The sequence below is a fragment of the Georgenia faecalis genome, from assembly GCF_003710105.1.
Lineage (GTDB): Bacteria > Actinomycetota > Actinomycetes > Actinomycetales > Actinomycetaceae > Georgenia_A > Georgenia_A faecalis.
Genome location: NZ_CP033325.1, coordinates 121,588 through 133,371 on the forward strand (window position 1 = coordinate 121,588; position 11,784 = coordinate 133,371).

Below are 11,784 nucleotides of genomic sequence, written 5' to 3' on the forward strand. Positions count from 1 at the left end.
GGGGCTGCCCCCGCGCCACGGGCGTGCCTAGGCTGGTGGGCATGGATCAGACCGACAGCCAGGACCTCACCGTCGCCGACCTCGACCCCAGCGCCCCCGTGCCCGAGGGCTGGGCCCTCCTCGACGTCCGCGAGCAGGACGAGTGGGACGCCGGCCACGCGCCCGACGCGGTCCACATCCCCCTCGGCGAGCTGCCCGCCCGCGTCGACGAGCTCCCCGAGGCGGACCTCATCGTCGTGTGCCGGTCCGGCGGCCGGTCCGCCCGGGCCACCGCCTGGCTCGCGCGTGCGGGGTTCGAGGCCCGCAACCTCGACGGCGGCATGAAGGCCTGGGAACGCGCGGGGCTGCCGCTGGCCGGCGAGGGCGGTGCGCCGCCCGTCGTCGTCTAGCCCCGTAGGGTGAGGCCCCATGGGTAAGAAGAGCCGCCAGCGGGCCGCGATCAACGAGAAGCGGTCGACCGAGAAGCGTCAGCGCCCGGCCGAGGTGCCGTTCGTCGAGCGCCCCTTCGAGGGACTGCCGGGCGAGACCGACTGGGTCGCCATGCGCGAGGTCGTCCCCGCGGCGACCGCCCGGGTGCGCACCACGCCGGAGTACGGCGCCCGTGACGTCACCATCGTCTCCATGCTCCCCGAGGTCTGGCCGGCGCTGCACCGCGAGGACGGGGAGGTGCTCGTCGCGCTGCAGACCGCCGCGAAGTCCGGCGACGCCAGCCGCGACGTCGCCGCGGCCCTGCTCGCCGCCCTCGAGCTCGAGCCGGGGCAGCCGCTCACCACGGTCGGCATCCTCGAGCCCGGCCCGCGGCTGCAGGACGTGCTCGACCTGGACGTCCCGTTCGAGCCCGTCCTCCACGAGAACTTCGCCTTCTGGCTGTCCTCCACCGCCGAGCGCACGCCGGAGATGGAGGCGGCCATCGAGGAGTCCAGCGGTGGGATCGTCCCCACGGCGCAGGTCGAGGGCGTCACCTCCGCGTACTGGTGCCGGATGGGCCGGGAGTTCCTGCGCTGGGCGCGCCCCGAGGCGCAGGAGGACGTCCTCGACGCCATCGCCCGCCTTCACGCGCGCCGCGAGTCGGCGCTCGACGAGGGCTCGCGCTTCGTCGGGGCCTTCCGCTCCTGCGGCATCCTCGTGCCCGTGTGGGAGCTCGCCCCGGGCACGGAGGCGGACGAGCTCGCCGGACCGTGCGCGCAGATGGACGCGCGCCTCACCGCGGCGCTTGCCGAGACCGAGCCGCTCGACGCCGAGGCACGGCGCGCCCGCGCGGGCATCGTGTCCCGCCAGGTCACGCTCCGCTGAGACCGTCCTGTCCATGTCTGCGTCCCGCACCGCCCGCCCCCTCGAGGGTCGGCGCGCGGAGCGAGCGACCGGCAGTGGCCGACTGTGACTAGGCTGAGGATCGTGGACGGCGACCGGCAGCCCCAGCGCGTTGCCGTCGTCATCCCTGCGAAGGACGAGGCGGAGCGCATCGCCGCCACGGTCCGGGCGGCCCGGGCCATCCCGCACGTGGACCTCGTGCTCGTGGTCGACGACGGTTCCACCGACCGCACCCAGCACGTCGCGCGTGCCGCGGGCGCCGTCGTCGTGCGCCACTCGGTCAACCGGGGCAAGGCCTCGGCCATGGAGACCGGCGCCGCCGTCGTCGCCATGCGTGACGTCGAGGACGGTCCCGCGCGGCTCCTCCTCTTCATCGACGCCGACCTCGGCGAGAGCGCCGTCGGCGTCACGCCCCTCGTCGGGCCGGTCCTCGCGGGCGAGGCGGACTGCTCCATCGCGGTCCTGCCGCCCCAGCCGGGGGCCGGGGGCCGGGGCATCGTCATCGGGCTCGCCCGCCGCTCGATCGCCAAGGCCACGGGCTGGGTGCCCACCCAGCCGCTGTCCGGGCAGCGCTGCATGACCCGCGAGGCGTTCGAGGCGGCCACGCCGCTCGCCGCGGGCTGGGGCGTGGAGACCGGCATGACCATCGACCTCCTCGTCGCCGGCTTCACCGTCGTCGAGGTGCCGTGCGACCTGCGCCACCGGGCGTCGACGAACAACCTCGCCGGGCAGATCCACCGCGCCCGGCAGTACCGCGACGTCGCGCTCGCGGTCAACGTGCGCCGGCTCCGCGGCACCCGGGTGCCGGAGAACCGGCTCGGGGACCGCCCGAGCGCGCAGCGCCCCGGGCACCCCTACCGCGCCATCGGCTGAGCCGCCGCATCGCGAGGCCGCCTGTTGGGGGCCCGCGCGGGCCGGCGCCGCGGCCTCGGCTCAGCGCCGGGCGGGGCGCAGCGGGTCAGGGGCGCGGGGCGATGCGGGCGCCGGTCCCCGGCGGATGCCCAGCAGCCACGTCGCCAGCACGGAGATGAGCAGCGGGACCGCCACGGACACCCCGATCGCCGGGATCACCACGCCGGAGTCGTTGACGGCGAACCCGATCCCCAGGCTCACGGCGAGCGCGATGAGCCCCGGGCGGAGCATGACCGCGTCCGCGCCGAGCCGGCTGAGGGAGGACCCCTCCGCCAGCCAGCCGTACGCGCCCGGGTCCTCCCCGCGGGCGGCGCGCCGCAGCGGCTGGAGCAGGACGAGGATGACGACGGCGATGCCGCCGGCCGCCATGAACGTCAGCGTCGACCCGAAGAGGTTGTCGAGGTTCTGGGCCAGCTTGCGGCCGACGACGGAGAACAGGCCGCCGTCGAGCACCGTCTCGACGAACCGGCCGAGGTGGGTGCGCTCCGCCGGTGGGCGGAGCCAGTCGACGACGGAGAACGACACGGCGACGACCACGGTCGCGGCGAGGACGGCGACCACGCGGCGCCAGGTGAGGCGGATCCCGAGCGTGAGCAGCGTGAGCAGCGCGAAGCCCGGGATGAGGGCGGGCGGGCCGCCGAAGTCGGCACCGATCGTCGGGGCGCCGTCGAGCCCGACGACGACGATCCCCAGGGCAGCCACGACGGCGGCGGCCGCGCGTCGCCGTCCGCGGCGGACCAGCGGCTCGGCGAGGCACGTGGCGAGGAGGATCGACGCCGCCAGCCAGAGCGAGAACGAGGAGTTGTTGAACCCGTAGAACCGGCCGCCCACCTGCGGCTGGACCCCCATGAGGGCCGAGAGCTGGAGCCGCGCGCCGGTGAGGACGTCGAGCGCGAGCGTGAGCACGGTGACGCCCGTGACGATCCCGACCGGGACCATGAGGCGGTCCCGCCACGGCGGCGCGAGCGCCGCGCCGGCGATGAGGGCGGCGATGCACGCCGTCGCGGTGAAGACCACCAGGCCCGGGGAGCCGGCGCGCCACCAGGGGAGGAGGTTGGCGAGGTAGCTGGCGACGGGGATGGCCGCGACCGTGACGGCCACCGCCCGCAGCGGCCGTAGGGCCGCCGCCGGCTGGCGGTTGCGCAGGAGCCGGGTGAGGCCGCCCGCCGAGCCGCGGCGCTCGAGCCGCGCGGAGACCCGGTCGAGGATGCGCCGGTTGAAGCCGACACTGACGGCGGCGTAGAGGAGCAGGTTGACCGCGACGAGGGCGGAGAAGAACGGCGCCACGAGGGGGCGGATGGCCACGGCGTGGGCGTTCTCGTCCTGGAGGGTGCGGATGCGGCCCGTCGCCGCGGTGCTGCCGGGCTCGGTCGTCATCGGGGAGCCCACGAGTCCCGCCGGCGCGTCGAGGCCGAGGAGCGAGAGGAGGGTGGGCGTGAGGTCGGTCGACTGGACGATCCCGGGCTGGCGGGTGGAGGTCGAGGAGAGCAGACCCTCCTCGTAGGGCGGGCCGTCGGCCGCGATCACCTGCATGAGCGGCACCCGGCCGGAGTCGGCGAGCGAGGCGAGCAGGACGGTGGGGGAGCCGGCGTCGCCGAGGGCGTCGAGCACCGCCGCCACGCGCGCGTCGAGGGCGAGGACCTGCGTGGCCCGGTCCGGGTCCATGAGCGGGTTCTTCTCCTCGCCCGCGTCCTCGGACACCTCCTCGGTGGGGGCCGGGGTGGGCCGCGGGTCGGCGACGGCGACGAGCGGGCGACCCGGGTCACGGATCGCCCCGAGGTCGACGACGACCAGCTCGGCGCCGTCGACGGCCTCCGAGACCCGCGCGGCGAGGGCCGCGTCGTCGGACGGGGCGGAGAGGACCTCGCCGGCCACCGTGCCCGAGGGGGTCGCCAGGGCGATCGCCGCACCCGGACCCACGGCCACCGCGGGGGTCCCCGCCTCGGCGAGGATCTCCCCCAGGAGGCCCGGGGTCGCGTCGTAGGACGCCTCGGACGCGGCCTGGAGGTACTCCTCCCAGCCGGGCACGACGCCGGCGTCCCGCACCTCGGCGAGCCGGCGGCACGTCCCGAACTGGCCCGTGGGCAGGTCCGCCGCGCGCCGGCCCGCGGAGACGGCGAGCCAGCCGTCGGCGGGGCAGCTGCTCGAGCGCACCGACCGCACGACGAGGTTGGCGATGCTGCCGCCCTCCGCCAGCGTCCACAGCGCCGGCGTGCCGACGGCGGACAGGTCCTCCCACCGCAGCCCGGCCGTGCCGAGGAGCACCACCGGGCCGGTGACGTCGGCGGGTTCGGCGCCGTCGGCCGTGCCCGCCGTGCTCGACGCGGCGGCGTCGGGGGTCGTCGTCGCGCCGCCCGCGCCGGCCGCGCTGCTCGCCGGGGCGCCGAAAGCGACGCCGGCCATGGGCAGGACGAGGGCGGCGACGAGCACGAGCGCGAGCAGGGCAAACCCCACCCGCACGAGGGTCCGGTTGCGTCGCATCATCGGGGGAAGCCTACGGGGCCGGTGTCCCCGGACCACCGGCCGGGGGAGGGGCGGCGCCCTGCACTAGGCTCGCGCCGCAGGTCCGGCCCCGCCGGTGCCCGCACGAGGAGGAGATCGCCGATGCCCGAGCAGCCACGCGCCCGTTACGCCTACCTGGGCCCCGAGGGCACCTTCACCGAGGCCGCGCTGCGGGCGCTCGTCGGGGACGAGGACGTCGACACGCTGCCGTGCGCCGACGTCGTCACGGCCCTGGAGAAGGTGCGCACCGGCGAGGCCGACTTCGCCGTGGTCCCCATCGAGAACTCCGTCGAGGGCGGGGTCAACGCCACGCTCGACACGCTCGCCACGGGCGCCCCCCTCGTCGTCGTGGGCGAGATGGTCGTCCCGATCACCTTCGTCCTCGCCGGCCTGCCGGGGACCGCGCTGGCCGACGTCCGCCGGGTGGCGACGCACCCGCACGCCTGGGCGCAGTGCCGGGGGTGGGCCGCGCGCCAGCTCGCCGGCGCCGTCCACGTGCCCGCGACGTCGACCGCCGCGGCCGCGGCGCACCTCGCGGACGCCGGCGCGCTGGCCGGGTACGACGCCGCGCTCTGCTCGCCGCTGTCCGCCGAGCGGTACGGCCTCGAGGTCCTCGCCACCGGCGTGGCGGACAACCCGCGCGCCGTCACGCGCTTCGTCCTCGTCGGCGCCCCGGGCGCGCTCCCCGACCCGACCGGCGCGGACAAGACGACGCTCATGGTGCACCTGCCCGACAACGAGGCCGGCGCGCTCCTGCACATGCTCGACCAGTTCGCCGTGCGCGGGGTCAACCTGTCCCGGATCGAGTCGCGGCCCATCGGCGACTCGCTCGGGCGCTACTCCTTCTCCATCGACCTCGAGGGGCACATCGCCGAGGAGCGCGTGCAGGCCACGCTCATCGGCCTGCACCGGGTGTGCCCGCTGGTGCGCTTCCTCGGGTCCTACCCGCGCGTCGACGGCGTCGCGCACCGGCAGGCGCCGGGCACGTCGGACGCCGACTTCATCGCGGCGCGCGAGTGGGTCGAGGGGCTGCTCGACGGCGGGACCTGACGCCCCTTCCCTGGTGATCGTGCAGAAGCGCCGGGCCCAGTCGCCTGGTGATCGTGCAGAAACGCCGGGTGCCCGGGCCGCTGGTCAGGACGTGCGCACGACGAGACCCGAGGCCTCGACGCGGGCGTGGACGACGGTAGCCATCCCCACGAGGTCGCCGTCCACCTGGACGTGCTCGGGCTCCTCGGTGCGCACGGTGACGGTGCGGGCACGGCGGAAGTCGATCGTGCCCGTGCTGTAGGGCACGAGGTCCTTGCGGATCCCGATGCCCTGGAGGATCACCTTGCGCAGGAGGTCCGCCCACCCGATGAGGCCGCCCTTGGTGTTGATGGCGGCGATGTCGAGCCAGCCGTCGTCGAGCTGGGCGTCGGGGAAGAGGACGACGCCGCCCGGCAGCCGCCCGCAGTTGGCGAACAGCACCGTGCGCGCGGAGAAGGTCTCGGACGCGTCGGACGTGCCGAGCTCGAGCGTCGCCCGCACCTTGCGCCCGGTGAGGTGCTTGACGCCCGCGAAGAAGTAGGCGGCCCAGCCGATCTTCGCCTTGAGCTCGTCGTCGGCGGCGCTCACCATGGCGGCGTCGAAGCCCATGCCGCCGATGACGAGGAAGACGTGCTCCTTGTCCGGGTCCGACGCGGGCAGTGCACCGGCCTCCACCTTCGGCGGCCCCTCGCTGGAGCCGTCCTCGGGCTTGGCGGGGTCGTTGTAGCGGCCTTCCGCTGCCTCGGCCGAGTCGGTCTTGTCCGAGCTCGCGGCCGAGGAGGCGTCGGGGGAGCCGGCCTCCCGGCGGGCATGCTCGGGGCTCAGCGGCTCGGTGCGCAGCCACCCGAGGTCGATGGGACGGTCGCGGCCGGTGAGCGCGGTGGCGACCATCTCGCGCTCGTCGCCCAGGGGCAGGTCGAGGTTGCGGGCGAGGAGGTTGCCCGTGCCGAGGGGCAGCAGCGCCATCGGGGTCGATGTCCCGGCCAGCGCCTCGGCGACCGCGCGCACCGTGCCGTCCCCACCGGCGGCGATGACCACCGACGCGCCCGCGGCGACGGCCTCGCGCGCCTGCCCCAGCCCCGGGTCCTCGATCGTCGTCTCGTACCAGAGCGGCTCCCCCAGCCCCGCCTCGGCGGCGGACTGGGTGACGAGTGCGCGCAGCCGGTCCCCGTCGGCGGTCTTGGACGGGTTGAAGACGACGGCGGGCGGTCCGGCGGGGGTCGCGTCGTCGTCCTCGGCCGGTGGGGCCTCGGGCTCGTCGCGGCTGAAGGACGGTGTGCGCGCCTTGACGGCCCGCCACACGGCCAGGCCGACCGCGAGGCCGGCGACCGCAAGTACGAGCGCGACGATGCTCACCCACTGTTCCCAGGACACGCTCTGAACGTAGTGGTCAGCGGGTCATGCGGCGCGCGGGACCGGCGGGCGCCCGGCCCGTCCGCCCCCGTGTGGATGATCTTGCAGAAGTGCCGGGATGCCGAGGCCGCCCGTCAGCGTCTCTGCAAGATCACGAGGGGAGGGGCGGAGGGGCAGGAGCGAGGGGGTCACGAGGACGGGGAGGAGGGCTCCTCGCGCAGGCGCGGCTCGGTCCGCAGGGCGGGCTTGATGCCGGCCTTGTCCGCGTAGAACGCGCGGATGCGGTCCATGTCCGCGCGCACGTCGCCGGTCATCCGCAGGGTGGGGCCGAACCCCGTCGTCCTCGTCGTGCGGTCGACGTACCCGAGGACCACCGGGAGGTCGGCCTCCCGGGCCATTCGGTAGAAGCCCGACTTCCAGTAGGCCGCCTTGCTGCGCGTGCCCTCCGGGGTGATGGCGAGGTAGAACCGCTCGCCGGCCCGGAGCCGGCCGACCACCTCGTCGACGACCCCGTGCGGGTCGGAACGGTCCACCGGGATCCCTCCGAGCGCGCGCATGACGCCGCCGAACGGCGCCCGGAAGAGGCTCTCCTTGCCGAGGAAGCGCAGGCTCATGCCGGAGTCCCAGGCGATCGCGAGCATGAGGAGGAAGTCCCAGTTCGACGTGTGCGGGGCGCCGATGAGAATGCCGGCGTCGTCGTCGGGCAGCGGCTGGGAGCGCAGCCGCCAGCGGCTCACCGCCCAGTAGGCGCGGGCAAGACGGCGTCGGATCCTCACGCCGGCGAGCCTAGAGCAGCCCGCCGTCGGGCGGGGACCGCCCCCTGTCGGCGACGGCGCGTGCACCACGAACTAGGCTCGGTGGTGTGATCGACCTGCGAGCGTTGCGTGAGAACCCCGAGGCCGTCCGTGCGAGCCAGCGTGCCCGCGGCGAGGACCCCGCCCTCGTCGACGCCGTCCTGGCGGCCGATGCCCGCCGGCGCGAGAGCCTCGCGACCTTCGAGGACCTGCGCGCCGAGCAGAAGGCCGCGAGCCGCGGCGTCGGCGCCGCGAGCCCCGAGGAGCGCCCGGCCGCCCTGGCCCGCGCCAAGGAGCTCGCGGAGGGGGTCAAGGCGGCCGAGGCGGCGTCGTCCGCGGCGGCGGCCGAGGCCGAGGAGCTGGCCCGGCGGCTGCCCAACGTCGTCGTCGAGGGCGTCCCCGCCGGCGGGCCCGACGACTTCGTCGTCCTGCGGGAGGAGGGCACGATCCGCGACCTCGCGGCCGAGGGCGTCACCGTGCGTGACCACCTCGAGCTGGGGGAGGGCCTGCGAGCCATCGACACCAAGCGGGGCACCAAGGTCTCCGGGGCGCGCTTCTACTTCCTCACCGGCATCGGGGCCCGGCTGGAGCTGGCCCTGCTCAACGCCGCGATGGACCGGGCGCTAGCGGCGGGGTTCACGCCGATGATCACCCCGACCCTCGTCACCCCCGAGGTGATGAGCGGCACCGGGTTCCTCGGCGCGCACGCCGACGAGGTCTACCGCCTGCCCGCCGACGACCTCTACCTCACCGGAACCTCGGAGGTGGCCCTCGCCGGCTACCACGCGGACGAGATCCTCGACCTGACCGACGGCCCGCTGCGCTACGCCGGGTGGTCCACCTGCTACCGGCGTGAGGCCGGCTCCTACGGCAAGGACACCCGGGGCATCATCCGGGTCCACCAGTTCAACAAGGTCGAGATGTTCTCCTACTGCCCCCAGGAGGAGGCCGAGGCCGAGCACGCGCGCCTGCTCGCCTGGGAGGAGGAGATGCTCGCCGCCGTCGAGCTGCCCTACCGGGTCATCGACGTCGCCGCCGGGGACCTGGGCTCCTCCGCCGCCCGCAAGTTCGACTGCGAGGCCTGGCTGCCGAGCCAGGAGCGCTACCTCGAGCTCACGTCGACGTCGAACTGCACGACGTTCCAGGCCCGCCGGCTCGGGATCCGGGAGCGCCGCGACGGCCAGACCCGCCCGGTCGCGACCCTCAACGGGACGCTCGCCACCACGCGGTGGCTCGTCGCCATCCTCGAGAACCACCAGCTGCCCGACGGCGCCGTCCGCGTCCCGCAGGGGCTGCGGCCCTACCTCGGCGGCCTCGAGGTGCTCGAGCCGAGGGCCGGCCGGTGAGTGCGCTGAAGACCCCCGCGACCCTCCCGCCGGCCGGCCCGGAGCTGCTCGTCGCCCTCGACATCGACGGCACCCTCCTCGGGCACGACCAGAGCCTGTCGGACGGCGTCCGGGACGCCGTCGCCGACCTGCGCGACGCCGGGGCGCACGTCGTCCTGTCGACCGGGCGCTCCCTGTCCGCGGTCACGCCCGTGCTCGAGGAGCTGGGGCTGGAGCGCGGCTGGGCGGTGTGCTCCAACGGCGCGGTGTGCCTGCGCCTGGACCCCGCCCTCGAGGGGGGCTACGAGATCAGCGACGTCGTCACGTTCGACCCCGAGCCTGCCCTGCGGCTGCTGCGCGAGGAGCTGCCCGACGGGCGGTTCGCCGTCGAGGACCTCGGCAAGGGCTTCAAGGTGAGCGAGCCGTTCCCCATGGGCGAGCTGTCCGGGGAGGTCCAGGTCGTCGACTTCGACGAGCTGTGCTCGGCCCCCGCCTCCCGCGTCACCGTCCGCGCCCCGCACCTGTCGGCCGAGGACTTCCACGCCCTGGTGGCCCGCGTCGGGCTGCACGGCGTCTCCTACGCCGTCGGCTGGACGGCCTGGCTCGACCTGGCGCCCGACGGCGTCACGAAGGCCTCGGCCCTGGAGATGCTCCGCGAGCGGCTCGGCGTCGACGCCGGTGCCACCGTGGCGATGGGCGACGGCCGCAACGACGTCGAGATGCTCCAGTGGGCCGCCTACGGCGTCGCCATGGGGGGCGCCGACGAGGTCACCGTCGCGGCCGCCGACGCGCTCACCGCCACCGTGGAGGAGGACGGCGCCGTCCCCGTGCTGCGCGGCCTGCTGCCCTGAGCCCCGCTGCACTGAGCGGCCTGCTGCACGGATCGGCCGGCTGAACTGCCCGGCGCCGCGCTCGGGCCGGGGGTGAGGGCGTCCAGTCAGCGAGACCACCCGATATCGTGACGTACCTGGCGGACGTGATCAGATCGTTACGTGATCGAGGTCCGACGTGCTTGCGCCCCGACCGGGCAAGGGCTTGTGTGGGAACAACTGGGGTGCCGACGCCCCACGGAACGCATTACGACGCAGTAATGAGGAGGAGTTTTCATGGCTCGAACCGGACGACGCGGAGTCGCCGTAGCGGGGGGCACCCTTGCCCTCGCTCTCACCCTGGCCGCCTGTGGCGGCGCCGACGACCTCGGCGGCGGCGGCGGTGGTGGTGGCAACGACGGCGAGACGAGCGCCGGCGGCGGCACGGACTGCGCTGCCTTCGAGGAGTACGGCACGTTCGAGGGTGAGAGTGTCACCCTCTTCACCTCGATCCGTGAGGTCGAGGCGGACCAGATGCAGGACTCCTTCGAGGAGTTCACCGAGTGCACCGGCATCGAGGTCGTCCACAACGGCTCCGGCGAGTTCGAGCAGCAGGTCGTCGTCCAGGCCGAGGGCGGCAACGCCCCCGACCTCGCGGCCTTCCCGCAGCCCGGCCTCCTCCAGCGCATGGTGCGCGACGGCTACGTCCTCGCCGCCCCCGACGCGGTCGAGGCCAACGTGGACGAGGGCTGGACCGAGGACTGGAAGTCCTACGGCACGGTCGACGGCGAGTTCTACGCCTCCCCGATGCTCTCCTCGGTGAAGTCCTTCGTCTGGTACTCCCCGACGGCGTTCGAGGAGAACGGCTACGAGGTCCCCGAGACGTGGGACGAGCTCATGACGCTCACGGAGCAGATCGCCGCCGACCAGGGGTCCGAGACGGTCAAGCCCTGGTGCGCGGGCATCGAGTCCGGTGGCGCCACCGGCTGGCCCGCCACCGACTGGATCGAGGACCTCGTCCTGCGCACCGGTGGCGGCGACGTCTACGACCAGTGGGTCACGCACGAGATCCCCTTCAACGCCCCGGAGGTCACCGAGGCCGTCGACCTCGCCGGAGCCATCCTCAAGGACGACAACTACGTCAACGGCGGCATCGGCGACTCGCGGTCCATCGCGACGACGTCCTTCAACGACGGTGGTCTGCCCATCCTCGACGGCGAGTGCTTCCTCCACCGCCAGGCCTCCTTCTACGAGGCGCAGTGGCCCGAGGGCACCGACGTCAGCCCCGAGGGAGAGGCGTTCGCCTTCCCGCTGCCGGGCATGACCGCGGACGACCGCCCGCTGCTCGTCGCCGGAGAGTTCGTCGGTGCGTTCAACGACCGTGAGGCCACCCAGGCCGTCCAGACGTTCATGTCCTCCGCTGAGTGGGCCAACACCCGCGTCGAGATCGGCGGCGTGACGTCGGCAAACCTGGGGGTGGACCCGGAGCTCGCCACGTCCGACGTGCTGCGTCAGGCGATCGAGCTGTTCCAGGACGAGTCCGCCACGGTCCGCTTCGACGGCTCGGACCTCATGCCGTCGGAGGTCGGCGCCGGGGCGTTCTGGACCGGCATGGTGGACTGGATCAACGGTGCGGACACCGACACGGTGCTCACCCAGATCGACGCCGCCTGGCCGGCCGGCTGACCAGTGACCCACAGGCGGGGGTGCGGCGATGCCGCGCCCCCGCCTCGGTCGCGTGAAGGGAGC

Annotated in this window: 10 protein-coding genes; 7 read left to right on the forward strand and 3 right to left on the reverse strand. The window is 74.7% G+C overall.

The annotated features are described in order from the left end of the window. Positions 1-41: 41 nt before the first annotated feature. From EBO36_RS00530 to EBO36_RS00540, 3 genes are all read left to right on the forward strand, one after another. A complete protein-coding gene (locus EBO36_RS00530) occupies positions 42-389 on the forward strand; it encodes a rhodanese-like domain-containing protein (RefSeq protein WP_122822890.1) in 348 nt (115 codons plus the stop codon). 19 nt (positions 390-408) lie between these two features. Next, the gene (locus EBO36_RS00535) at positions 409-1,293 is read left to right on the forward strand and encodes a DUF5926 family protein (RefSeq protein ID WP_122822891.1); all 885 of its coding nucleotides are present in this window, start codon (positions 409-411) and stop codon (positions 1,291-1,293) included. A gap of 99 nt (positions 1,294-1,392) precedes the next feature. Further along, a complete protein-coding gene (locus EBO36_RS00540) occupies positions 1,393-2,184 on the forward strand; it encodes a glycosyltransferase (protein WP_122825350.1) in 792 nt (263 codons plus the stop codon). Positions 2,185-2,244: 60 nt separating this feature from the next. Here EBO36_RS00540 and EBO36_RS00545 read toward each other — a convergent pair whose 3' ends face one another. Further along, positions 2,245-4,707, reverse strand: coding sequence for a hypothetical protein (locus tag EBO36_RS00545; protein WP_122822892.1), 2,463 nt, complete (start codon positions 4,705-4,707; stop codon positions 2,245-2,247). A gap of 120 nt (positions 4,708-4,827) precedes the next feature. On the opposite strand from EBO36_RS00545, the gene pheA reads away from it, so the two are divergent. Beyond that, the gene (gene pheA / locus EBO36_RS00550) at positions 4,828-5,775 is read left to right on the forward strand and encodes a prephenate dehydratase (RefSeq protein WP_122822893.1); all 948 of its coding nucleotides are present in this window, start codon (positions 4,828-4,830) and stop codon (positions 5,773-5,775) included. 84 nt (positions 5,776-5,859) lie between these two features. On the opposite strand, the gene EBO36_RS00555 is transcribed toward pheA, so the two are convergent. Together EBO36_RS00555 and EBO36_RS00560 are read right to left on the reverse strand one after the other, a co-directional pair. Then, a complete protein-coding gene (locus tag EBO36_RS00555) occupies positions 5,860-7,128 on the reverse strand; it encodes a diacylglycerol/lipid kinase family protein (protein WP_122822894.1) in 1,269 nt (422 codons plus the stop codon). A gap of 167 nt (positions 7,129-7,295) precedes the next feature. Continuing rightward, entirely contained in the window at positions 7,296-7,883 is a 588-nt protein-coding gene (locus EBO36_RS00560) for a 1-acyl-sn-glycerol-3-phosphate acyltransferase (RefSeq protein ID WP_122822895.1), read from the reverse strand. Between the two features lie 86 nt (positions 7,884-7,969). Here EBO36_RS00560 and serS point away from each other — a divergent pair, with 86 nt between their 5' ends. The 3 genes from serS (at position 7,970) to EBO36_RS00575 (ending at position 11,721) form a co-directional block, all read left to right on the forward strand. After that, on the forward strand, positions 7,970-9,247 hold the full coding sequence (serS, locus tag EBO36_RS00565) for a serine--tRNA ligase (protein WP_122822896.1): 1,278 nt from the start codon (positions 7,970-7,972) through the stop codon (positions 9,245-9,247). Then, positions 9,244-10,077 (forward strand): HAD family hydrolase, encoded by an 834-nt coding sequence (locus tag EBO36_RS00570; RefSeq protein ID WP_241237098.1) that lies wholly within the window; start codon positions 9,244-9,246, stop codon positions 10,075-10,077. The genes serS and EBO36_RS00570 overlap by 4 nt, the downstream gene beginning before the upstream one ends. A gap of 255 nt (positions 10,078-10,332) precedes the next feature. Next, positions 10,333-11,721: an ABC transporter substrate-binding protein gene (locus tag EBO36_RS00575; RefSeq protein WP_122822897.1), complete on the forward strand. Its 1,389-nt coding sequence runs from the start codon at positions 10,333-10,335 to the stop codon at positions 11,719-11,721. The last annotated feature ends 63 nt before the right edge of the window (positions 11,722-11,784 follow it).